Annotated in this window: 19 protein-coding genes; 17 read left to right on the top strand and 2 right to left on the bottom strand. The window is 69.8% G+C overall.

Features of this window, described 5'->3' with window-relative positions; genetic code table 11:
* Window positions 1-192 precede the first annotated feature (192 nt).
* The 7 genes from ACE37J_RS01280 to ACE37J_RS01250 are packed head-to-tail and all read left to right on the top strand — an operon-like array spanning window position 193 to window position 8,797.
* Window positions 193-1,440, top strand: coding sequence for an aminotransferase class III-fold pyridoxal phosphate-dependent enzyme (locus tag ACE37J_RS01280; RefSeq protein WP_409705805.1), 1,248 nt, complete (start codon window positions 193-195; stop codon window positions 1,438-1,440).
* Window positions 1,437-2,276, top strand: coding sequence for a transketolase (locus tag ACE37J_RS01275; RefSeq protein WP_409705803.1), 840 nt, complete (start codon window positions 1,437-1,439; stop codon window positions 2,274-2,276). Before ACE37J_RS01280 ends, ACE37J_RS01275 begins: the two co-directional genes overlap by 4 nt.
* Window positions 2,277-2,278: 2 nt before the next feature.
* Complete coding sequence (locus ACE37J_RS01270; RefSeq protein ID WP_409705800.1) at window positions 2,279-3,301, top strand: transketolase family protein; 1,023 nt, start codon at window positions 2,279-2,281, stop codon at window positions 3,299-3,301.
* Window positions 3,302-3,342: 41 nt separating this feature from the next.
* Window positions 3,343-4,929 carry an ABC transporter substrate-binding protein gene (locus ACE37J_RS01265; RefSeq protein ID WP_409705797.1) on the top strand — a complete coding sequence of 529 codons (1,587 nt, stop codon included), beginning with the start codon at window positions 3,343-3,345 and terminating at the stop codon, window positions 4,927-4,929.
* A 46-nt stretch (window positions 4,930-4,975) separates the two neighbouring features.
* The gene (locus ACE37J_RS01260) at window positions 4,976-6,001 is read left to right on the top strand and encodes an ABC transporter permease (RefSeq protein ID WP_409705794.1); all 1,026 of its coding nucleotides are present in this window, start codon (window positions 4,976-4,978) and stop codon (window positions 5,999-6,001) included.
* Window positions 5,994-6,830, top strand: a complete 837-nt coding sequence (locus ACE37J_RS01255) for an ABC transporter permease (RefSeq protein WP_409705791.1) — start codon at window positions 5,994-5,996, stop codon at window positions 6,828-6,830. Before ACE37J_RS01260 ends, ACE37J_RS01255 begins: the two co-directional genes overlap by 8 nt.
* Window positions 6,827-8,797: a dipeptide ABC transporter ATP-binding protein gene (locus tag ACE37J_RS01250; protein WP_409705788.1), complete on the top strand. Its 1,971-nt coding sequence runs from the start codon at window positions 6,827-6,829 to the stop codon at window positions 8,795-8,797. The genes ACE37J_RS01255 and ACE37J_RS01250 overlap by 4 nt, the downstream gene beginning before the upstream one ends.
* 7 nt (window positions 8,798-8,804) lie before the next feature.
* On the opposite strand, the gene ACE37J_RS01245 is transcribed toward ACE37J_RS01250, so the two are convergent.
* Window positions 8,805-9,566 (bottom strand): DeoR/GlpR family DNA-binding transcription regulator, encoded by a 762-nt coding sequence (locus ACE37J_RS01245; RefSeq protein ID WP_409705785.1) that lies wholly within the window; start codon window positions 9,564-9,566, stop codon window positions 8,805-8,807.
* A gap of 190 nt (window positions 9,567-9,756) precedes the next feature.
* Between ACE37J_RS01245 and glpD the strand changes: the two genes are divergently transcribed.
* From glpD to ACE37J_RS01195, 10 genes are all read left to right on the top strand, one after another.
* Window positions 9,757-11,349 (top strand): glycerol-3-phosphate dehydrogenase, encoded by a 1,593-nt coding sequence (glpD, locus tag ACE37J_RS01240; RefSeq protein ID WP_409705782.1) that lies wholly within the window; start codon window positions 9,757-9,759, stop codon window positions 11,347-11,349.
* A gap of 10 nt (window positions 11,350-11,359) precedes the next feature.
* Complete coding sequence (locus tag ACE37J_RS01235; RefSeq protein ID WP_409705779.1) at window positions 11,360-12,463, top strand: ABC transporter ATP-binding protein; 1,104 nt, start codon at window positions 11,360-11,362, stop codon at window positions 12,461-12,463.
* 1 nt (window position 12,464) lies between these two features.
* Window positions 12,465-13,559: an ABC transporter ATP-binding protein gene (locus ACE37J_RS01230; RefSeq protein ID WP_409705776.1), complete on the top strand. Its 1,095-nt coding sequence runs from the start codon at window positions 12,465-12,467 to the stop codon at window positions 13,557-13,559.
* The gene (locus ACE37J_RS01225; RefSeq protein WP_409705773.1) at window positions 13,559-14,431 is read left to right on the top strand and encodes a carbohydrate ABC transporter permease; all 873 of its coding nucleotides are present in this window, start codon (window positions 13,559-13,561) and stop codon (window positions 14,429-14,431) included. The genes ACE37J_RS01230 and ACE37J_RS01225 overlap by 1 nt, the downstream gene beginning before the upstream one ends.
* On the top strand, window positions 14,428-15,234 hold the full coding sequence (locus ACE37J_RS01220; protein ID WP_409705770.1) for a carbohydrate ABC transporter permease: 807 nt from the start codon (window positions 14,428-14,430) through the stop codon (window positions 15,232-15,234). The genes ACE37J_RS01225 and ACE37J_RS01220 overlap by 4 nt, the downstream gene beginning before the upstream one ends.
* 10 nt (window positions 15,235-15,244) lie before the next feature.
* The gene (locus ACE37J_RS01215) at window positions 15,245-15,664 is read left to right on the top strand and encodes a DUF2160 domain-containing protein (RefSeq protein WP_409705767.1); all 420 of its coding nucleotides are present in this window, start codon (window positions 15,245-15,247) and stop codon (window positions 15,662-15,664) included.
* Window positions 15,665-15,708: 44 nt separating this feature from the next.
* Window positions 15,709-17,433, top strand: a complete 1,725-nt coding sequence (locus ACE37J_RS01210) for an ABC transporter substrate-binding protein (RefSeq protein ID WP_409705764.1) — start codon at window positions 15,709-15,711, stop codon at window positions 17,431-17,433.
* Between the two features lie 85 nt (window positions 17,434-17,518).
* Entirely contained in the window at window positions 17,519-18,652 is a 1,134-nt protein-coding gene (locus ACE37J_RS01205) for an iron-containing alcohol dehydrogenase (RefSeq protein WP_409705761.1), read from the top strand.
* Between the two features lie 123 nt (window positions 18,653-18,775).
* Complete coding sequence (locus ACE37J_RS01200) at window positions 18,776-20,029, top strand: DUF898 family protein (RefSeq protein ID WP_409705758.1); 1,254 nt, start codon at window positions 18,776-18,778, stop codon at window positions 20,027-20,029.
* Window positions 20,029-21,141 carry a M48 family metallopeptidase gene (locus ACE37J_RS01195; RefSeq protein WP_409705755.1) on the top strand — a complete coding sequence of 371 codons (1,113 nt, stop codon included), beginning with the start codon at window positions 20,029-20,031 and terminating at the stop codon, window positions 21,139-21,141. Before ACE37J_RS01200 ends, ACE37J_RS01195 begins: the two co-directional genes overlap by 1 nt.
* On the opposite strand, the gene ACE37J_RS01190 is transcribed toward ACE37J_RS01195, so the two are convergent.
* Window positions 21,105-21,947, bottom strand: a complete 843-nt coding sequence (locus ACE37J_RS01190) for a sulfite oxidase heme-binding subunit YedZ (RefSeq protein WP_409705753.1) — start codon at window positions 21,945-21,947, stop codon at window positions 21,105-21,107. The genes ACE37J_RS01195 and ACE37J_RS01190 overlap by 37 nt on opposite strands.
* Window positions 21,948-21,983: the final 36 nt, after the last annotated feature.

The following is a 21,983-nucleotide window of genomic DNA, read 5'->3' as shown; positions in this document are numbered from 1 at the left end:
GACGACTCCGACCCTGCGAATTCGTGGGGGCGAAGGCGGGAGGGCGCTGCGGCCTCTCGTCACGATCCGTTCATCTTGCATCGTCTCAGGTTAACTTTGCAGCGCCTGAAGACAAGCCTGCAGCCGCGAATCGCCCGATGCTGATTTCGACAGCCGCCGCCCGCCCGGCGGCGCAGACTGCGGAAGGCCACGATGCTCGACCGAACCGACTCCCCCCGCCCGCTCCCCGCCGACGCCGCGCTGCGCGCCCGCGCGGCCTCCGTCATCCCCGGCGGGCTCTGGGGCCACATGAACGCGGCGCGGATGCCGGCCGACTTCCCGCAATTCTTTTCCGGCGCCGAGGGCTGCCGGATACGGGATGCGGACGGCAACGAATATGTGGACTTCATGTGCGCCTACGGCCCGATGGCGCTCGGCTATCGCGACCCGGAGGTGGAGGCGGCGGCGGCGGCGGCGCTGGCGAAGGGGGAGGTCTCGAACGGCCCCTCGCCCGTCCTCGTCGATCTGGCCGAGCTCCTGGTGGACACGATTCCGCATGCCGACTGGGCAATGTTCCAGAAGAACGGGACGGATGCGACGACGGCCTGCGTCACCATCGCCCGCGCCGGGACGGGGCGGCGGAAGATCCTCGTCGCGAAGGGCTCCTATCACGGCGCGGTTCCGTGGTGCACGCCCTCGATCGCCGGGGTGACGGCGGAGGACAGGGCGCATCTCGTCGAGTTCGAATACAATGACGCGGCCTCGCTCCGCGCGGCGGCGGAGGCGGCGGGGGCGGACTTCGCGGGGCTCATCGTCACCGCCTTCCGGCATGACGCGCGGAAGAAGCAGGAGATGCCGACGGAGGACTTCGCCCGCGCCGCGCGGGCCGTCTGCGATGCGGCGGGGGCCGCGCTCATCATCGACGACGTGCGCGCGGGGTTCCGGCTCCATGTCGGTGGCAGCTGGGAGCCTTACGGGGTTCGCCCCGATCTTTCGGCATGGTCGAAGGCCATCGCGAACGGCTGGCCGCTTGCCGCGGTGACGGGGAACGACCGGTTCCGCGAGGCGGCGACGCAGATCTTCGTGACCGGCTCCTTCTGGTGCGGGGCCGCCGCGATGGCGGCCGCGCTGGTCTCGATCCGCCGCTTTCGGGAGACGGACGCCATCCCCCACATGGCGGCGATGGGGGAGCGGCTCCGGGCCGGGATCGCGGCGCAGGCCGCGGCGCATGGCGTCACGCTCAGCCAGACGGGGCCGGCGCAGATGCCGATGGTGCTCTTCGAGGATGACGAGGACCTTGCGAAAGGCTTCTGCTTCGTCTCCGCCGCGCTGCAACGCGGCGTCTATCTCCACCCCTGGCACAACATGTTCCTCTCCGCCGCGCACCGGCCGGAGGACATCGACTTCGCGCTGGAGGCGACGGACGCGGCGCTCGCCGAAGTCGCAAGGAGGTTCGGATGAATCCGGGCAGCAATTCCGACGCTTTCCTCGCGGACCGCGCCCGCTTCGTGCGGACGGAGACGGTTCGCCTCTCCCGCATCGCGGGGGCGGGGCATTATTCCTCCACCTTCTCGGCGGCGGAGCTCTTCGCCTGCCTCTATTACGACCATCTGAAGCTCGACCCGGCGAATCCCGCCTGGGAGGAGCGGGACCGGTTCGTGCTCTCCAAGGGGCACGCTGCCATCGGGCTCTATCCGGTCCTCGCCGATCTCGGCTTCTTCGCGCCTTCAGCGCTGGACGACTACACCCGCCTCGGCAGCCCCTTCGGCGACCATCCGGACATGAAGAAGATTGCGGGGGTGGATTTCTCCTCCGGCTCGCTCGGCCACGGGCTCTCCATCGGGCTCGGCATGGCGCTGGCGGGGCGGATCGGCGGCAAGGGCTACCGCGTCCATGTCATGCTCGGGGACGGGGAGCTGCACGAGGGGCAGATCTGGGAGGCGGCGATGGCGGCCGGGCATTACCGGACGCAGGGCCTTGTCGCCATCGTGGACCGCAACACGCTCTGCATCGACGGGACGACGGAGGAGATCATGTCCGTCGAGCCGATCGAAGAGCGGTTCGCCGCCTTCGGCTGGGCGGTGAGCCGGATCGACGGCCATGACATCCCGACAATCCGCTCAACGCTCCGCGCGCTGAAGCCGGCGGGGGAGGGGAAGCCGCAGCTCATCGTCGCCGACACGATCAAGGGCAAGGGCGTGAAGCGGATGGAGATGGCGCTCAACTGGCATGTCGGGAATCTCGTCGGGCAGGATTACGACGACGTGATGGCCGAACTCATGGGCGAGGAGGACTGATCATGGCGGATGCGCAGGACCAGTCCGAAATCTTCCGCGGCACGCAGGCGGGCGGCGCGCTGCGCGACGCGCGCTCGGTGCAGGGCACGCCCGCGGCTGCTGCGCCGGCCTTCATCCTTGGGGAGGAGCTGGCGGACATGGCCGACGCCGACCCGCGCGTGGTGGCGCTGACGGCCGACCTCGCCTCCGCCAACCGGCTCGTCGAGTTCAAGGGGCGGCATCCTCAGCGGTTCTTCGACATGGGGATCGCGGAGAAGAACATGCTGACGGTCGCGGCAGGGCTCGCCTCCTGCGGCTATGTGCCTTTCGCGGCGACCTTCGCCTCCTTCTGCGCGCTTCTCGGCGCGGAGCAGATCAGGACGGATTGCGCCTATCCGCGCATGAAGGTGCGGGCCATCGGCCATCATTCCGGCATCTCGATGGGGTTCTACGGCACCTCGCATCACGCGACCGAGGACCTCGCGATGATGCGGTCCATCGCGGAGCTCACGGTCGTCTGCGCGGCGGACGCCAACGCGCTCCGCGCCATCCTGCGGGAAAGCGTGGACCACCCGGGCGCGATGTATATCCGCCTCGGCCGCGGGCGGGACCCGGTGGTCTATGACGAGGTTCCCGCGCTCACGTTCGGGCAGGCGATCCGGCTCCGCGAGGGGAGCGACATCACGATCATCGCCACGGGCGCGGTGGTGCGGGCGACGCTCGATGCGGCGGCGCTGCTGGCGGCGGAGGGGATCGAGGCGCGGGTGCTCGACATGCACACCGTGAAGCCGCTCGACCTTTCGGCGCTGGAGGCCGCGGCGCGGGAGACGGGGGCGATCCTGACGGTGGAGGAGGCGAACATCGTCGGCGGGCTCGGCGGCGCGGCGGCGGAGGCGCTGGTCGACATGCCGCGCATCCCCTTCCGCCGCCACGGCGTGCCGGACGAGTTTGCGCCCGTAGGCCCGCCCGCCGCGCTCTACGCCCATTACCGGCTCGACGCGGCGGGAATCGCCGCCGTCGCCCGAGAAACCCTGAAGAGGGCCTGAAGCCCCTGAATCGACACTGGCAACGACAGAGGAGTCACGACATGTTCCGCTTCCCGGCCCCGAGGGCGAGAGCCGCGCTCGCCGCCCTCATCCTGCCGCTGGCGCTCGCCGCGCCGGCCCATGCCCAGACGCTCGTGATCGCGCGCGATATGGACGTGAACTCGCTCGACCCGCATCGCGGCTTCTGCGACACCTGCCAGATCGTCTTCTCCTCCGTCTACGAGCGGCTGGTGGATCTGGCGGCGGACAACAAGACCATTATCCCGCTCCTCGCCGAGAGCTGGACCTCGAACGAGAACCAGACCGTCTACACGTTCACGCTGAACGCGGGCGCGAAGTTCGCGGACGGCAGCCCGGTGACCTCGGCCGAGGTGAAGTGGAGCCTCGAGCGGCTCGCAAGCCTCAAGGCCGATCCGGGCTTCCTGATGGACGGGCTCGCCTCCATCGAGACGCCGGACGCGCGGACGGTCGTCATCACCATGGCGGCGCCGAATTCGGAGCTGCTTGGCATTCTCGCCGCGCCCTACGCCTCCATCGTCAACGCGAAGGTCGCCGAGGCGGCCGGCGCCGCTTCCGGCGCGGGCGCCGATACGGCGGACACGGCGGAAAGCTGGTTCCTCGCCAATTCCGCCGGCAGCGGGCCCTTCACACTGGCCGCCTATGCGGCGGATGACGAACTCCGCCTTGCGCGCAACGCCGCCTACTGGCGCGATGCGCCGGCGGCGGCGGAGGTGGTGATCCGGCAGGTGAAGGACTCGGTCACCCAGGCGCAGATGCTGCAAAGCGGCGGCGCCGACATCGCCATGCAGGTGGACGCGGACACGGCGGCGGGGCTTTCCGACCCGAACGTGGTCGTCAACACCGTTCCCTCCTTCAACTTCGTCTACATCGCGCTCGGCGCCGGCGCCGAAGGCATGCCGATGAAGATGACGAAGCCGGTGCGGGAGGCGATCGGCCTCGCCATCGACTATGAGGGCGCAATCGACCTGATTGTAGGCGGGGAGGGCAAGCTCCAGGCCGCGCCGATCCCGAACGGCTTCCCCGGGACGGACGGGCTGCCCCTACCGAAGCGCGACGTGGAGAAGGCGAAGGCGCTGCTGGCGGAGGCGGGCGTGACCGGGCCGGTGACGCTCGACGCCGTCTATCCCTCCGTCAACGTCTATGGCGTGGACTTCAACCTCCTGATGCAGAAGGTGCAGCAGGACCTGACCGAGATCGGGATCGAGCTGGAGCTTCAGCCGGTCACCTTCGCCGTCTGGCGCGAGCGGATCGGCGCGACGGGCATTCCCGTCACCGCCGTCTACTATGCGCCGGACTATTTCGGCTCGGGCCAGTACGCCAGCTTCTTCGGCCTCTATGAAGGCTCGCCCTGGTACAACCGGAGCCATGCCGCGAAGGCGGAGGATGCGGCGAACCCGAACATGGCGGAGAAGATGGCCGCAGCCCTCGCCGCCCCGGCGGACAAGGTTGACGCCGCCTTCCACGAGGTCGGGATGGAGATGATCTCGGACCGGATCATCATTCCGGTGCTGAGCCCCAACCTCATTCTCGCGCACCGGGCGAATGTGGAGGGCGTCCGCTACAGCGCCTGCTGCAACCTGCCGCTGGCCGAGATCTCGGTGAAATGAGGCTTGGCCGGGGGGCGGCGCCCCCCGGCCTCCCCCGGTGCCGCTGATGACGCGCTATATCGTCCGAAGGCTGCTCGCCATGCCGCTCCTGCTGCTCGGCGTGGCGACGGCGGCCTTCTTCCTCTCCCATGTCACGAAGGCGGACCCGCTCTCCGCCATCGTCAGCGAGCGGCAGATGAACAACCCGGAGGTCGTCGCCGCCGCGAAGGCGCGCTGGGGGCTCGACCGGAGCGTGCCGGAGCAATACGCGATCTATATCGGCAACCTCCTCCAGGGCGACCTCGGCACGTCCTTCCGCACCCGCATGCCGGTGGCGGACGACATCCGCGCGCGGCTGCCGGCGACGCTGGAGCTCGTGCTGTTCGCCATGGTCTTCGGCGTCGTCGGCGGCGTCGCGCTCGGGATCGCGGCGGCCCGATGGCGGGACACGATGATCGACCATGCGGCGCGGCTTGTCGCGCTGATCGGCTCCTCGATGCCGGTTTTCTGGACGGGGCTGATCCTTCTCTACGTTTTCTCCGTCGCGCTCGGCTGGCTGCCCGGGCCGGGGCGGATCGACGCGCGGGCGGTTCCGCCGGCGGGGGCGACGGGCTTCTATACGCTCGACGCCCTGCTGGCCGGGGATTTCGAAGCGTTCCTCAAGGCGCTCTCCCATCTCGTCCTCCCCGCCTTCGTGCTTGGCTGGGCGGTGATGGGCGTCATCTCCCGCCTCGTGCGGGGCTCCATGCTGGACGTGCTGGAGCAGGACTACATCCGCACGGCGCGCGCGAAGGGTGCGGGGGAGCGGCGGGTGCTCGTCGTCCATGCGCTCCGCAATGCGATGATCCCGACGCTGACGATCATCGGCCATTCCTTCGCCTATCTCATCACCGGCGCGGTGCTGACGGAGACGATCTTCGCCTGGCCGGGCGTCGGCTCCTATGCGGTGGACAGCGCGCGGACGCTGGATCATCCGGCGATCATCGGCGTGACGCTCGTCGGCGCGGCGGCCTTCCTGCTCTCCAACCTTGCGACGGACGTCGCCTACGCCGTCTTCAACCCGCGGATCGGCTTCGGCGGGGCAGATGGCTGAGGCGCTGGCGCGGGCGCGGCGCCCTTCCTGGCTGACGGTTCCGGTCGCGCTCGGCATCGTCGTCGTGACGTTCTGGATCGTAGCGGCGCTGACCGCGCCGCTCTGGGGGCTCGACGAGCCGCTGAAGATGGTGGCTCGCCGGCTCCAGCCGCCCTCGGCTGAGCACTGGCTGGGGACGGATGCGCTGGGGCGCGACGTCTTCAGCCGCACGATCCACGGCGCCCGGATCTCCCTCGCCATCGCGGCGGTCGTCGTCCTCGCCGCCGTCGCGATCGGCGCGGGGCTCGGCGCGCTCGCCGGGTTCTTCGGCGGATGGTGGGATACGGCGGTGATGCGGCTGGTTGACGTGACGCTGGCCTTTCCGCCCGTCCTGCTCGCCATGGCGGTGGCGGCGACTCTGGGGCCGGGGCTGGAGAATGCGGCGGTCGCGCTCGTCGCGGTCTGGTGGCCGGTCTATGCGCGGCTGATGCGCGCGCAGGTCCTGGAGGTGAAGACGCGGGAGCATGTGGAGGCGGCCATCGCCGGCGGCGCGACGCGCGCGCGCCTCCTCTTCAAGCACATCCTCACGCTCTGCTGGACGCCCATTCAGGTGAACGCGACGATGGATGTGGGGCAGGTCATCCTCCTCGCCGCCGCGCTCTCCTTCATCGGGCTCGGAGCCTCGCCGCCGACGCCGGAATGGGGGGCGATGATCTCCGAGGGCGCGACGCAGTTCTACTCGTGGTGGATCGCCTTCGGCCCCGGCTTCGCGATCCTCACCCTCGTGCTCGGCTTCAACTTCCTCGGGGACGGATTGCGGGACCTGATGGACGAACGGTCCTCCCGATGAGCGCGCCGGCGCTGGAGATCGCGGACCTACGGGTCGCCTTTCCCGGCGGGCTCGAGGCGGTGCGCGGCGTCTCGCTCTCGGTCGCGCGGGGGGAGGTGCTGGCGGTGGTGGGCGAGTCGGGCTCCGGCAAGTCGCTCACAATGCTCGGCGCGATGGGCCTCGCGCCGCGCGGCGCGCTCGTTTCGGGCTCCGTGCGGCTGAAGGGGGAGGAGCTGATCGGCGCGCGGCAGGCGCGGCTCCGCGCGCTGCGGGGCGACCGCATCGCGATGATCTTTCAGGACCCGCTCTCGGCGCTCAACCCGGTCCTCCCCGTCGGCGAACAGATCGCAGAAGCCATCCGGCTGCACCGCCCGCGCATGGGGCGGAAGGAGATCGGGGAGCGGGTGCTCGACCTGCTCGCGCTCGTCTCCGTGCCGGACCCGAAGCGGCGGGCGGCGCAGCATCCGCATGAATTCTCCGGCGGCATGCGGCAGCGCGCGATGATCGCGATGGCCATCGCGAACGACCCGGACATCCTGATCGCGGATGAGCCGACCACCGCGCTCGACGTGACGGTGCAGGCGCAGGTGATGGAGGTGCTCGCCCGGCTGCGGGAACGGCTGGGCCTCGGCCTCGTGCTGGTGACGCACGATCTCGGCGTCGTCGCGGGTGTCGCGGACCGGGTGGCGGTCATGTATGCGGGCAAGGTGGCGGAGGAGGCGGCGGTCGATCCGCTCTTCGCCGATCCGCGGCATCCCTATACGCGCGGCCTTCTCGGCTCGGTCCCCCGGATCGCTGGCGGGGCGACGAGGCTGACGTCGATCCCCGGGGCGCCGCCGCGGCTCGGCGCGCGCGCCGAGGGCTGCGCCTTCGCGCCGCGCTGCGCGCTCGCCCATGCGGCTTGTGTGGCGGAGCCGCTTCTCCGCCCCGCAGGCTCCGGCGCGGCGGCGTGCTGGGCCGCGGACGCGCCCGCGCCCTCCCCGGCGGCGGAAGCGCACGGGGAGAGGCGCCACGCGGCCACGGGTGCGCCGCTGATCTCCGTCCGCGATCTGGTCAAGGATTATCCGCTCGGCCGTAGTCTCCTGCCCTGGCGATCGGCGGACCGGCTTCGCGCCGTCGCCGGGGTCTCCTTCGACATCGCGGCGGGGGAAACGCTTGGCCTTGTCGGGGAATCGGGCTGCGGTAAGTCCACGCTCGGGCGCAGCGTCCTCGGCCTGATCCGGCCGACATCGGGTTCCGTTGCGTTTCGTGAGCGGGAGATAGCCGGGCTCTCCGAGGCGGAGATGCGACCGCTGCGCCGGCATCTGCAGATGGTGTTCCAGGACCCGTTCGGCTCGCTCCATCCGCGGATGCGGGTGGGGGAGATCGTGGCGGAGCCGCTGCGGCTCCTCGGGGAGGTCGGGCCGAAGGCGGCGGCCAAGGCCGAGGCCTGCCTTGAACGGGTCGGGCTCGAAGCGGGCTTCGCGCGGCGCTGGCCGCACGAGCTTTCCGGCGGGCAACGCCAGCGCGTCGGCATCGCGCGGGCGCTGGCGCTGGAGCCGGAGGCGCTGGTGCTGGACGAACCGGTGAGCGCGCTCGACGTGTCGATCCAGGCGGGGGTTCTGAACCTGCTCGCCGACCTCCAGGGCGAGCTTGGCCTCGCCTATCTCTTCATCGCGCACGACTTGGCCGTGGTGCGCCACATCTCGCATCGCGTGGCGGTGATGTATCGCGGCCGGATCGTGGAGATGGCGGCGGCCGACGCGCTCTATTCCGCGCCGCTCCATCCCTATACCGAAGCGCTGCTTTCCGCCGCGCCGCTGCCCGACCCGGCGGCGGAGCGGGCGCGACGGCGCATTGCGCAGAAGGAGCCGGAAGCCGTCGGGGCGGCTCCGGGCGGCTGCGCCTATCGCGACGCCTGCCCGCGCGCCGGTGCGGAATGCGCCGAGGCGCCGCCGCTCGCGGCGAGGGGCGAAGGGAGGCTCGTCGCCTGCTGGCGGCCCGGCTGACCGGCGCTCACTCCGCCACGACGACCCGCGTTCCCCAGCCCTCGCACGTCTCGCAGAGCGGCCTCGGCAGCGGCGCGTCGGTGAAGACGGCGTCGAGTTCCGCGAGCGAGGCGATCCGCGCCGGGGCGGAGCGCCCGAGCTTCGAGGCGTCCATCACGAGAAAGGCCTGTCGCGCCTGGGCGAGGATCGCCCGACTGACCCGCACCTCGGCGAGGTCGAAGTCCAGAAGATCGCCGTCCATGTCGAGCGCGGAGACGCCGATCACCGCGAAATCGACCTTGAACTGGCCGAAGAACTGCGTCGTCAGGTCCCCGACGAGGCCGCCGTCCGAGCGCCGCAGCGCGCCGCCCGCCACCATGATCTCGCAGCCCGGATTGGCGACGAGGATGTTGGCGACGTTCATGTTGTTCGTCACCACCGTGATGTTGCGATGGTTCACAAGCTCCCGCGCCACGGCTTCCGTCGTCGTGCCGAGATTGAGGATCAGCGAGCAATTCTCCGGGATCTCGGCGGCGCAGGCGCGGGCGATGGCGGCCTTCGCCTCTTCGTTCATCACGCGCCGACGTTCGTAGCCGATGTTGACGACGCCGGTGCGCGCCACCGCGCCGCCATGCACCCGGTCAAGGAAGCCGGCGTCCGCGAGGTCGCCGAGGTCGCGCCGGATCGTCTGCAGCGTGACGTCGAAGCGCTGCGCAAGTTCCTCGACCAGAACGCGCCCCTCGGCGCGCGCGATCTCCAGGATCTCCGTCTGCCTGATCGTGAGGGCCAACGGCGCCGCTCCCTGCCGCGCCGGTCCTTTCGGCGCAGAGGCGACCGTAATTCCGCGAAACGATCACGACAACCCCTCGCAGATATTCGTTTTGACGCCGATTCGCGCAAAAACGAAAATCCTCTTGACCGAAACCGCGCGCCGGGGCACGACTCCGCGCCAAGGGGCGAGACCCCGGGGGAGGATAGGCGTGTCAGACGACGAGCGGCCCGAAGCGGCCGATCTCTTCATCATCGGCGGCGGCGTGAATGGCTGCGGGATCGCGCGGGACGCGGCGGGCCGCGGGCTTTCCGTCATCCTCGCCGAGGCCGGCGACCTCGCGCAGGGCACATCCTCCGCCTCGACCAAGCTCTTTCACGGCGGACTCCGCTATCTCGAATTCTTCGAGTTCCGGCTGGTGCGGGAATCGCTGGAGGAGCGGGAGACGCTGCTGGTCGCCATGCCCCACATCTCCTGGCCAATGCGCTTCGTCCTCCCGCTCAGCGCCGAGATGCGGTTCGACGGCGACACGCCGACCTCCCGGCTCCTCACGCGCATCATGCCCTGGATGAAGGGGCGACGCCCGGCCTGGCTGATCCGGCTCGGCCTCTTCCTTTACGACACGCTCGGCGGGCGGAAGATCCTGCCCGCGACCCGCAGCCTCGACCTGACGAAGGACGAGGCCGGGAAGCCGCTGAAGCCCGCCTTCCGCCGCGCCTTCGAATATTCGGATTGCTGGGTGGAGGATTCCCGCCTCGTCGTCCTCAACGCGCGGGACGCGGAGGCGCGCGGCGCGCGGATCATGGTCGGCCAGCGCGTCGTCTCCGCGGAGCGGCGGGGCGGCCTCTGGGAGGTGACGACGGAAGGGGCGGCGGGGCGGCGCGTCCACCACGCCCGCGCGCTCGTGAACGCCGGCGGCCCCTGGGCGGCGGGCGTCATCCGCAACGTGACGCGGATCAATTCCAGCGAGAAGATCCGCCTCGTCCGCGGCAGCCACATCGTCACGCGCCGCCTCTTCGAGCATGACCGCTGCTATTTCTTCCAGGGCGCGGACGGGCGGATCATCTTCGCGATCCCCTATGAGGGCGAGTTCACGCTGCTCGGCACGACCGACAGGGACCATGACGGCGAGCCTTCGGAGGCGCGCTGCACCGACGCGGAGCGGGATTACCTCCTCGCCTTCGCCTCGACCTATTTCGAGAAGCCGGTGACGAAGGAGGACGTGGTCTGGACCTATTCCGGCGTCCGCCCGCTCTATGACGACGGGGCGAGTTCCGCGACGCAGGCGACGCGGGACTACGTGCTGAGCCTCGACGCGCCGGGAGACGCGCCGCCGCTCCTCAACATCTTCGGTGGCAAGATCACCACCTATCGGCGGCTGGCGGAGAGCGCGATGGCGAAGATCGCGCCCTTCTTCCCCAAGGCGGGGCCATCCTGGACGGCGCGCGTGGCGCTGCCGGGCGGCGACTTTCCGCATGACGGGTTCGACGCGCTCGTGGACGGGCTGCTTCGCGACCATCCGTTCCTCGCGCTCGCCCATGCGCGCCGCCTCGCCCGCGCCTACGGCACGGAAGCGACGAAAATCCTCGCCGGGGCGCGCTCCGCCGCCGATCTCGGCCGCGATTTCGGCGCGACGCTGACGGAGGCGGAGCTGCGGTGGATGATGGAGAAGGAATACGCCCGCACGGCGGACGACGCGCTCTGGCGCCGCACCAAGCTGGGACTCCGGCTTTCGACCGAGCAGAAGAAGGCCGTCGGCGCGTTCATGGCGGCGGCGGCGCCCGCATACGCGACCGCGGAGTGAGGGAGCGGGGATGACGCTGGAGCTTTCAGGCGTGGCGCGGACGGTCAGCGGGCGGGTCCATATCCACCCGACCGATCTGCGGCTGGAGAAGGGGACGATGAACGTCCTCCTCGGGCCGACGCTTTCCGGCAAGACGAGCCTGATGCGGCTCATGGCCGGGCTCGACAAGCCGAGCGCCGGGCGCGTGCTGCAGGACGGGCGGGACGTGACGGGGGTTCGGGTTCAGGACCGCGGCGTCGCGATGGTCTACCAGCAGTTCATCAACTATCCGGGCCTCACCGTCTTCGAGAACATCGCCTCGCCGCTCCGCATTCTCCGCCGCCCGGCGCAGGAAATCGACAGGCGCGTGCGGGAGGTGGCGGAAATGCTGCGGCTGACGCCGATGCTGGGCCGCCGGCCGCTGGAACTTTCCGGCGGGCAGCAGCAGCGCTGCGCCCTCGCCCGGGCGCTGGTGAAGGAGGCCGGGCTCGTGCTCCTCGACGAGCCGCTGGCCAATCTTGACTACAAGCTGAGGGAGGAGCTGCGGGCGGAGATCCCCCGCATCTTCGAGGCCTCCGGCGCGATCTTCGTCTATGCGACGACGGAGCCGGAGGAGGCGCTCCTTCTGGGCGGGGCGACCGCAACGCTCTGGGAAGGGCGGGTGACGCAGTTCGGCCCGACGCCGGAAGTCTATCGACGCCCGGCGGATGCGACGACGGCGCGCGTCTTCTCCGACCCGCCGATGAATTTCGTTTCCTGCGTGAAAGCCGGCGGGCGCCTTCGTTTCGGGGAGGGTTCGGAAGCGCCGGCGGAAGGCGACGCGGCGGCGCTGCCGGACGGGCGTTATCTCGCCGGGTTCCGGGCCAACCATCTCGCGCTGGAGCGCCCCTCGCCCGCCGCCATCGCCTTCCGCTGCGCCGTCGGCGTCAGCGAGCTGACAGGGGCGGAGACGTTTCTGCATGTCGATCACGGGCAGGAGCGCTGGGTCGCGCTCGTCCATGGCGTACGCGCGATCGAGCCGGGCGCGGAGGCGGAGCTTTGGCTCGACCCGACGCACGCATACCTTTTCCGGGAGGACGGGCGGCTGGCCGCCGCGGCGCCCTATGCGGCGGCCGCGCTGAAGGGAGCCGCCTGACATGGCCCGCATCACGCTCGAAAACCTCGCCCACAGCTACCTGAAGGCCCCCCAGGGAGACGCGGATTTTGCGCTGAAGGAGATGACGCATGTCTGGGAGGATGGGGGCGCCTATGCGCTGCTCGGCGCCTCCGGCTGCGGCAAGACCACGCTGCTCAACATCATCTCCGGCCTCGTCCGCCCGAGCCGCGGGCGCGTTCTCTTTGGAGAGCAGGACGTGACGCAGGAGGAGACGGCGGCGCGCAACATCGCGCAGGTGTTCCAGTTCCCCGTCGTCTACGACACGATGACGGTGCGGGACAATCTGGCCTTCCCGCTCCGCAACCGCGGCATGGATGCGGCCTATGTCGCCCGCCGGGTCGAGGAGGTCGCCCGCATGATCGGCATGGAGGAGGCGCTCGGCCGCCGCGCCAAGGGCCTGACGGCGGACGCCAAGCAGAAGATCAGCCTCGGGCGGGGCATGGTGCGGGAGGATGTCAACGCGATCCTCTTCGACGAGCCGCTGACGGTGATCGACCCGCACATGAAATGGGAGCTGAGGACGCAGCTGAAGCGGCTCCATCGCGAGTTCGGGCACACGATGATCTATGTCACCCATGATCAGACGGAGGCGCTCACCTTCGCGGACAAGGTCGTGGTGATGCACGATGGCCGCGTCGTCCAGCTCGGCGCGCCGGAGGCCTTGTTCGAGCGGCCGGAGCACACGTTCGTCGGCTATTTCATCGGCTCGCCCGGAATGAACTTCTTCGACGCGACGGTAGAGGGGGCGGTCGCCCGTCTCGGCGGCGCCGCGATGCCTCTCGGCGCCGCCTATCCGCAACTGTCGGGGCGGGTGCAGGTCGGAATCCGGCCCGAACATGTGACCCTGACCTCGGGCGCGGGCCTGCCCGTCACGATCCGCAGGGTCGAGGATGTCGGCCGGCACCGCATCGTGAGGGCGGAGACGCCGGCCGGGCCGCTCGACATCGTGCTGCCGGAAGGCGAGCCGCTCGGCGCGGGGGCGACCCATGCCCGTTTCGCGCCGGATCGCGTGAACGTCTACCGGGACGACTGGCGCGTTGCGCCCGCAGGGACGCCCCAGGGGGAGGCCGCCTGATGGAGAAGACCCAGAACAACAGGGCCTGGTTTCTCGTCCTCCCCGTCCTCGTCATCGTCGCCTTCTCGGCGGTGATCCCGCTGATGACGGTGGTCAACTATTCCCTGAACGACACGTTCGGGAACAACCAGTTCTTCTGGGCCGGGCTCGAATGGTTCGAGGAGATGGTGACATCCTCCCGGCTCCATGACGCGCTCGCGCGGCAGGTGCTTTTCTCCGCGATCATCCTCGCGATCGAGATACCGCTCGGCGTCTTCATCGCGCTCAACATGCCGAAGAAGGGATTCTGGGCCAGCGTGTGCCTCGTTCTGATGGCGCTGCCGCTCCTCATCCCGTTCAATGTCGTGGGGACGATCTGGCAGATTTTCGGGCGAGTGGATATCGGCCTTCTCGGCCACACGCTCGAAGCGGCGGGGATCGACTACAACTACACCAACGATCCGCTCGACGCCTGGATCACCGTCATCGTCATGGATGTCTGGCACTGGACGAGCCTCGTCGCGCTCCTCGCCTATGCCGGGCTCCAGTCCATCCCGCAGGCATATTACCAGGCGGCGCGGATCGACCAGGCGAGCCGCTGGAGCGTCTTCCGCTACATCGAGTTGCCAAAGATGCGGGGCGTGCTGCTGATCGCCGTCCTCCTCCGCTTCATGGACAGCTTCATGATCTACACCGAGCCCTTCGTGGTCACCGGCGGGGGGCCCGGCAATTCCACCACCTTCCTCTCCATCGACCTCGTGAAGATGGCGGTCGGGCAGTTCGACCTCGGGCCGGCGGCGGCGTTCTCGCTTATGTATTTCCTCGTGATCCTGCTCGTCTCCTGGGTGTTCTACACGGTGATGACCAATCTCGACCGGGAGGATTCGAAATGACCCGCCCGACCGGCTCCGCCGTCGTGATGACGGTCTACATCCTGTTTCTCCTGATCCCGATCTACTGGCTCGTGAACATGAGCCTGAAGACGAATGCGGAGATCACGTCCAGCTTCACGCTCTTCCCGGCGGAGCTGACCTTCCGCAACTACATGGTGATCCTGACGGACCCGAGCTGGTACATGGGCTATGTCAACTCGATCATTTATGTTGTCCTGAATACGGTGATTTCAATTACCGTCGCACTGCCGGCGGCCTACGCCTTCAGCCGCTACAACTTCCTCGGGGACAAGCATCTCTTCTTCTGGCTGCTGACGAACCGGATGGCGCCGCCGGCCGTCTTCGCGCTGCCGTTCTTCCAGCTCTATTCCAGCGTCGGGCTCTTCGACACGCATATCGCCGTTGCGCTGGCGCATTGCCTTTTCAACGTGCCGCTCGCCGTCTGGATCCTCGAAGGGTTCATGCGGGGCGTGCCGAAGGAGATCGACGAGACGGCCTATATCGACGGCTACAGCTTCCCCGCCTTCTTCGTGAAGATCTTCATGCCGCTGATCGCGTCCGGCATCGGCGTCGCCGCCTTCTTCTGCTTCATGTTCTCCTGGGTGGAGCTTCTCCTCAGCCGAACGCTGACCTCGGTGGACGCGAAGCCCATCGCGGCGACAATGACGCGCACCGTCTCCGCCTCCGGCATGGACTGGGGCGTGCTGGCGGCGGCGGGCGTGCTGACGATCATTCCCGGCGCGCTCGTGATCTATTTCGTCCGCAACTACATCGCCAAGGGCTTCGCCCTTGGCCGCGTGTGAGGAGGACGCCATGAGCGAAGCCGCTTCCGCCCGCACTGTCCGCTGGGGCGCAGTCTATGCCGGCGCGGGGGCTGCGCTGTTGGCGATACTCGGCGCGATCCTGCTCGCCGCGCCGAGGAAGGACGGGGCGCTGGACTGGTTCGCGCCGATGATCCCGGGCGGCTGGATGGCATGGACCCTGCCGGTTGCGCTCTTCTTCTACGTGATCGGCTCGCTTCTCGTCGTTTTCACGATCCTCGCGATCCGCTTTCCGGAGACGCCGCGCGTCGGCGTTCTCAGGATCGAGACGACGCGGGGCGACCGGCTCTTCATCTCTCTGCTCGGGACGGGCTTCATCTGCCTGGCCTGGCTCTTCTTCGCCGGCTCGCCCCTCTGGGGCGGGCTCGCGCTCGGTCTCGTCTGGGCCGCGGCGGTGTTCCGCTGGGTCTAGGGAGAAATGCAAACAAGGACTGCTCTTCAAAGGGAGGAAACCTGATGAGACTGCACAAGACGTCAACAGCGATGGCGCTGGCGCTCCTTGCGCTCGGCTCCGCGCCCGCCTGGGCGGACATGGAGGCGGCGAGGGCGTTCCTCGACGCGGAGATCGGCGATCTCTCCACGCTCGACCGCGCGGCGCAGGAAGCGGAGATGCAGTGGTTCATCGACGCCGCCAAGCCCTTCGCGGGCATGGACATCCGCGTCGTCTCGGAAACGATCACGACGCATGAATACGAGGCGAAAGTCCTCGCCCCCGCCTTCACCGCGATCACCGGCATCAAGGTGACGCATGACCTGATCGGCGAGGGCGACGTCGTCGAGAAGCTGCAGACCCAGATGCAGACGGGCGAGAACATCTACGACGCCTATATCAACGACTCGGACCTGATCGGCACCCACTGGCGCTACCAGCAGGTGCGCATCCTCTCCGACTGGATGGAGGGCGAGGGCGCGGCTGTCACCAACCCGAACCTCGACGTGGCGGACTTCATCGGCACGAGCTTCACCACCGCGCCGGACGGCAAGCTCTACCAGCTGCCGACGCAGCAGTTCGCGAACCTCTACTGGTTCCGCTACGACTGGTTCAACCACCCGAAATCGCAGGAGGATTTCAAGGCGAAGTACGGCTATGACCTCGGCGTGCCGCTGAACTGGTCGGCCTATGAGGACATCGCCGAGTTCTTCACCGGGCGGGACATGTCCTATGCCGGCGGCCCCTCCGAGGGCGTGTTCGGCAACATGGACTATGGCAAGAAGGACCCGTCGCTCGGCTGGCGCTACACCGACGCGTGGATGTCGATGGCCGGCATGGGCGATGTCGGCGAGCCGAACGGCCTGCCGGTGGACGAATGGGGCATCCGGGTGGACGAGAACAGCCGCCCCGTCGGCTCCTGCGTCGCCCGCGGCGGCGCGACGAATGACGCCGCGGCGGTCTACGCCGTCACCAAGGCCATCGACTGGCTGCAGCGGTTTACGCCGCCCGAGGCTCAGGGCATGACCTTCGGCGAGGCCGGCCCGGTGCCCGCACAGGGCAACATCGCGCAGCAGATGTTCTGGTACACCGCCTTCACCGCCGACATGGTGAAGGAAGGCCTGCCCGTGATGAACGACGACGGCACGCCGAAATGGCGCATGGCCCCCTCCCCGCACGGCGCCTACTGGGTCGACGGGATGAAGGTCGGCTATCAGGACGCCGGCTCCTGGACGCTGATGAAGTCCACCCCGGTGGACCGGGCTCAGGCCGCCTGGCTCTACGCCCAGTTTGTCGTCTCGAAGACGGTGGACGTGAAGAAGTCCCATACGGGGCTGACCTTCATCCGCGAATCCACCATCCAGCACGACAGCTTCACGGAGCGGGCGCCGCGGCTCGGCGGGCTCGTCGAGTTCTACCGTTCCCCGGCGCGGGTCCAGTGGTCCCCGACGGGCACGAACGTGCCGGACTATCCGAAGCTGGCGCAGCTCTGGTGGCAGAACATCGGCGACGCGATGTCCGGCGCGAAGACCCCGCAGGAGGCGCTGGACGCCCTCTGCGCGGAGCAGGAGCGGGTGCTGGAGCGGCTGGAGCGGGCCGGCGTGCAGGGCGATATCGGGCCGAAGATGAACGAGCCGCAGGACGCGGCCGTCTGGCTCGACGCGCCGGGCGCCCCGGTCGCGAAGCTCGCGAACGAGAAGCCGGCGGGCGAGACCATCTCCTATGACGAGCTGATCAAGTCCTGGAATTGAGCTTTCACTGACGACGAAGGGCGGGGCCTTCCGGGGCCCCGCCCGATTGCGTTTCGGCGCCGCCGGCGCTGTGAGGACCAATCTCGTGACATTCTCCATCCTTCAGCCGCCCCGGATCCTTTTCGGCAGGGGCGAGGCCGCGAAGGCGCCCGCCCTCGCCCTCGGCTTCGGGCGGCGCGGCGCCGTCATCCACGGGCGGGACGCGGCGCGCGCGGCATGGCTGCTCGACGCGCTGGCCGAGGCCGGGGCGGAGACGCTCGCCCTCCCCTGCCCCGCCGAACCGACCTTGCCGATGCTGGAGGCGGCGCTCGGCCCCCTCCGCGACTTCCGGCCGGACTGGGTGCTCGCCCTTGGCGGCGGCGCGGCGCTCGATTTCGGCAAGGCGCTCGCCGCCCTCGCCCCCGGCCCCGGCGCGCCGCTCAACCATCTCGAGATCGTGGGCCGGGGCGCGCCGCTCGCCGCCGCGCCGCTTCCCTTCCTCGCGCTCCCCAGCACGGCGGGAACGGGCGCGGAGGCGACCAAGAACGCCGTGATCGGCGTCCCCGACCGGGCCCGGAAGGTGAGCCTCCGCGATGATCGAATGATCGCCCGCGTCGCCATCGTCGATCCGGCGCTGACGGACCGGTGCCCCCGCGCCGTCACGCTCGCCTCCGGGCTCGATGCGGTCACGCAGCTGATCGAACCCTTCCTGAGCGCGAAGGCCACGCCCTATTCCGACGCATTGACCCGGCCCGCAATCGCCCCCGCCCTCACGGCGCTGAAGCGGCTGATGGAGGGGGAGGACAGGGCGGCGCGCGACGCGATGGCCTGGGCCTCTCTCTCGGGCGGGCTCGCCCTCGCCAATTCCGGGCTCGGGGCCGTCCACGGCCTCTCCGGCCCGATCGGCGGCGCGACGGGCGCCGCCCACGGCGCGATCTGCGGAACGCTGCTCGGCCCCGTTCTCGCGCTCTACCGCGAAACGCTTGGCGGGCCCGCGCGCGAGCGGCTCGAAGCGGTCTTCGGGATGATCGCCAGCGCGCTCGGCAGCGCGGCGGAGAACGCGCCCGAGACGCTCGCGGCATGGGCGCGCGGCGCCGGGCTTCCGGGCCTCGCCGCGCTCGGCCTGGCGGCGGAAGCACATGGCGCGGTCATCGAGGCCGCGCTCGACTCCTCCTCGATGAAGGGCGCGCCGACAGCGCCTTCGCCCGCCCATCTTGCCGCCGCGCTGAAGGCCGCCTGAGAAGGGTCGGCCTTGAGTCGGAGAAGCGTCGCATTCTGCGAGGGTGAAGGGCGAGCGCGCGGCCCGATTGAAGCGCGCCGCCGCCGCCACTATGGTCCGGCCGGGGGCGAGAACAGGCAGGGCATGCGCGGAAACATCGAATCGAGCCTCCCGCCGAACCCCTGGTCGGCGCCGCGAAGGCCGGCCGCCCCGACGCCCGTGGTCTATGACGGCTCCCGCGGCCGGCTCTTCGGCCTCGCGCTCGGGCGCATGGCGCTGACGATCCTCACCCTCGGGATCGGCCGGTTCTGGATGACGACGCGGCTCCGCCGGCATTACTGGGCCTCGATCCGGATCGACGGCTCGCCGCTGGAATATACCGGCCGGGCGATGGAGAAGCTGATCGGCTTCCTCGTCGCGGTCGTGATCCTCGCCGTCTACATCTCGCTCGCCAATCTGGCGCTGACCTTCGCCGGCCTCGCCTGGCTCGAAGGAAGCGTCGTCGGGCTGCAATTGCCGCTCCTCGCGCTGGCCCCCGCGCTCTTCTGGGCGCAGTACCGGGCGCGGCGCTACATCCTCGCGCGCACCCGCTGGCGCGGCGTGCGGTTCGGGCTCGCGCCCGGCGCCTGGGGCTACGCCTGGCGGGCGATGGTCTGGTGGGGGCTGACGCTCCTGACCCTTGGCCTCCTGTATCCGCTGACGCAGCATCGCCTCGCCCGCTACACCACGGCGCGAAGCTATTTCGGCGATCTCCGCTTCACGCAGGAAGGGGGCGCGGGGCCGCTGATGCGGAGCTGGCTCTGGGTCTGGCTCCCGGCGGCGGGGCTCGCCGCGGCCGCAGCGGGTTTCGCCGCGCTTGGCAAGGAACCGGGGCCGGAGGCCGCGCTCGCTCCCTTGCTTCTCCTTTTCGTCGCTCTCGGCTTCGTGCGCCATCAGGTCTTCAGTTTCAGGCATCTAAACTCGCTCAAGACGCTCGCCGGCAAGACGCGCTTCTCCGTTTCGCTCGGCTTCTGGCGGGTCGTCGGCATTTACGTTTCCGGCGCGCTCGCCATCGGGCTCGGCGTCGCCGCGACGGCGGCCGTGTCGAGCCTTGCCGCCGCCGCGCTGATCGGCGATCCGTCCGCGCTCTTCGCGGCGCTGGCGGAAGGGCGCGCGCCGGACGTGACCGGGCTGCTCGCGCTGGCCCTTCTCGCGGCGGCCTACCTGCCGGCGGTCGCGGTCTGGTCCGCGCTGGGACACGCCTTCCTCACGCATCCGCTGCTGAAGGCGGCGTGCGCAGGCCTCCTGATCCACGATCTCGAAGCGGCGGAGCGGGCGCGCCAGCGTGCGCATGACGAACAGGCCGAGGCGGGCGGCTTCGCCGACGCGCTCGGCGCGGATATGGGCGGCGCGTTCTGATGACGGCGCTGGCGCAATACGACCTCCTCGAGGCGCCGGGCCGATATTTCGACGGGCGCTCGGCCGCGCCGGTCGAGGTGATCGTGAAGTTCGGGGACGCTTCGTTGATCCTCATGCGGATGGACGAGACGCCGATCGCCCATTGGTCCCTTTCCGGGCTCCGCGACCTCGGGGGCGGGGGCGGTGCGCTTTCGCTGACGCCCGACGACGAGAGCGACGAGCGACTCACGATCTCCGACCCGGACATGGTCGCGGCGATCCGGAAGGTCTGCCCCGACCTCGCGGCGCGGCCGCGAACGGCGCGGCCGCGCTGGCGGCGCGCCCTGCTCTGGGGCGCGGCGGCGCTCGTTTCGGTCTGGCTCATCGTCTTCCACCTCGCCCCCGCGCTGGCCGACCGGCTTGCGGCGCTGATCCCGCCGGAGGCGGAGGCGGCGATGGGGGAGGAGATGGTCGACCAGTTCGCGCGGCTCTTCGCCTCCGGCCCGCCGCGCTTCTGCGAGGGCGGCGCAGGCGCCGCTGCGCTGACGCGGATGACGGCGCGTCTGGAGCGGGGCGCAGGGGCGCATCTGCCGCTCAAGGTGCGGGTGCTCGACGCGCCGATGGTCAACGCCTTCGCCCTGCCGGGCGGGCGGATCATCCTCTTCCGCGGGCTCCTGCGCGCGGCGGAGAGCCCGGAGGCCGCAGCGGGCGTTCTGGCGCACGAGATCGGCCATGTCGTCGCCCGCGACCCGACGCGCCTCGCCCTCCGTTCTGCCGGAAGCGCGGGATTGATCGGGCTCCTCCTCGGGGATTTCACGGGCGCGACGGCGACCGTGGCGCTCACCGAGGCGCTGCTCCGCTCCGGCTACCAGCGCGAGGCCGAGGCTGCCGCGGACGCTTTCGCGACGCGACTCCTCGCGGCGGAGGGATTGCCGGCGGCGCCGCTCGCCGGCTTTTTCCTGAAGCTGCGGGAGAAGGCGGGGGAGGGGGGCGTCTTCAACCATCTCTCCTCCCACCCCGACCCGGCGGCGCGGGCGGCGGCCGTCGGCGCGGAGGATGTGGTGGGCGATGCGCCTTTCGAGCCGATCCTCTCGGATCAGGACTGGGTGGCGCTCCGCAACATCTGCCGGTAGCGCGGCAGGAGGAGGATCGGCGCCGCCATGATCGCGGCGGCGATCCAAGGCGGCCGGATCTCGAACGAGAAGTCGAGATTGGCGAGGAGAATGCGCCGCCACGGCGCCCCCGTCATCCCAGCATGCCACGCCGCCTCCAGCCCCGCGGCGGATACGCCCGCAAGCGCCGCCGCAAGCAGCAGCGCCAGCGCCGGCGGAGCCGCCCGCAGCGCCCGGAGCCGCAACAGCACAAGCCCGCAGAAGATCCCCGCGAGCAGCGCCGGCTGCGACACATCGAGCTTCGACTGCATGAAGTAGTGGAGAACGCCCAGAGCCGTCAGCGGATAGACGAGCGCGTGTAGCCGCCGCCAGTTCCCCCCCATCCGCCGGATCGCCCTGTCGAAGGACGTGGCGGCGAGCGCGGCGAGGCCGAGGAGCGCGACAAAGCCGACGATCAGATAGACACGGCTCACGATCTCCGTGGCGACCTTCAGCACGTTTCCGTTCATGTAGAGCACATAGAGCCCGAAATGCGCGGCGACGAAGCCGAAGGCGAAGAGGCCGATCATCCGCCGCAAGCCGATGAGCCGCCCATAGCCGAGATGCGCCCGGAGCGGCGAGACGGCGAGCCCCGCGAGGAGGATATAAAGCGTCCACTCACCGGTGAAATGCGTCGCCGCCTTCTCGGGCTCCGGGCCGATCCATCCGAGTGCGAGAAGCGCGATGAGCCATAACGCCGGCGCAGCAAGGGCGGCGAAGGCAGCCGCGCGGATTGCCGAGAAACGGCCGGCGCGATCCTTCCAGGGCGTAAGGTCGTCGATGGTCATCTCGTCCCCCTTCGCCCCTGATATGGGCGCGACGCC

Origin of the sequence: Pikeienuella sp. (genome assembly GCF_046290545.1) — a bacterium.
Taxonomy (GTDB): domain Bacteria; phylum Pseudomonadota; class Alphaproteobacteria; order Rhodobacterales; family Rhodobacteraceae; genus Pikeienuella.
The sequence above is the reverse complement of the archived record's forward strand: the minus strand, read 5'-3'. Positions and strand labels throughout refer to the sequence as shown.

Excerpts from the sequence above, each read along its gene's own strand:
- ACE37J_RS01280 (WP_409705805.1), top strand. The coding sequence starts at position 193 with ATGCTCGACCGAACCGACTCCCCCCGCCCGCTCCCCGCCGACGCCGCG.
- ACE37J_RS01275 (WP_409705803.1), top strand. The coding sequence starts at position 1,437 with ATGAATCCGGGCAGCAATTCCGACGCTTTCCTCGCGGACCGCGCCCGC.
- ACE37J_RS01270 (WP_409705800.1), top strand. The coding sequence starts at position 2,279 with ATGGCGGATGCGCAGGACCAGTCCGAAATCTTCCGCGGCACGCAGGCG.
- ACE37J_RS01265 (WP_409705797.1), top strand. The coding sequence starts at position 3,343 with ATGTTCCGCTTCCCGGCCCCGAGGGCGAGAGCCGCGCTCGCCGCCCTC.
- ACE37J_RS01260 (WP_409705794.1), top strand. The coding sequence starts at position 4,976 with ATGACGCGCTATATCGTCCGAAGGCTGCTCGCCATGCCGCTCCTGCTG.
- ACE37J_RS01255 (WP_409705791.1), top strand. The coding sequence starts at position 5,994 with ATGGCTGAGGCGCTGGCGCGGGCGCGGCGCCCTTCCTGGCTGACGGTT.
- ACE37J_RS01250 (WP_409705788.1), top strand. The coding sequence starts at position 6,827 with ATGAGCGCGCCGGCGCTGGAGATCGCGGACCTACGGGTCGCCTTTCCC.
- ACE37J_RS01235 (WP_409705779.1), top strand. The coding sequence starts at position 11,360 with ATGACGCTGGAGCTTTCAGGCGTGGCGCGGACGGTCAGCGGGCGGGTC.
- ACE37J_RS01230 (WP_409705776.1), top strand. The coding sequence starts at position 12,465 with ATGGCCCGCATCACGCTCGAAAACCTCGCCCACAGCTACCTGAAGGCC.
- ACE37J_RS01225 (WP_409705773.1), top strand. The coding sequence starts at position 13,559 with ATGGAGAAGACCCAGAACAACAGGGCCTGGTTTCTCGTCCTCCCCGTC.
- ACE37J_RS01220 (WP_409705770.1), top strand. The coding sequence starts at position 14,428 with ATGACCCGCCCGACCGGCTCCGCCGTCGTGATGACGGTCTACATCCTG.
- ACE37J_RS01215 (WP_409705767.1), top strand. The coding sequence starts at position 15,245 with ATGAGCGAAGCCGCTTCCGCCCGCACTGTCCGCTGGGGCGCAGTCTAT.
- ACE37J_RS01210 (WP_409705764.1), top strand. The coding sequence starts at position 15,709 with ATGAGACTGCACAAGACGTCAACAGCGATGGCGCTGGCGCTCCTTGCG.
- ACE37J_RS01200 (WP_409705758.1), top strand. The coding sequence starts at position 18,776 with ATGCGCGGAAACATCGAATCGAGCCTCCCGCCGAACCCCTGGTCGGCG.
- ACE37J_RS01195 (WP_409705755.1), top strand. The coding sequence starts at position 20,029 with ATGACGGCGCTGGCGCAATACGACCTCCTCGAGGCGCCGGGCCGATAT.
- ACE37J_RS01190 (WP_409705753.1), bottom strand. The coding sequence starts at position 21,947 with ATGACCATCGACGACCTTACGCCCTGGAAGGATCGCGCCGGCCGTTTC.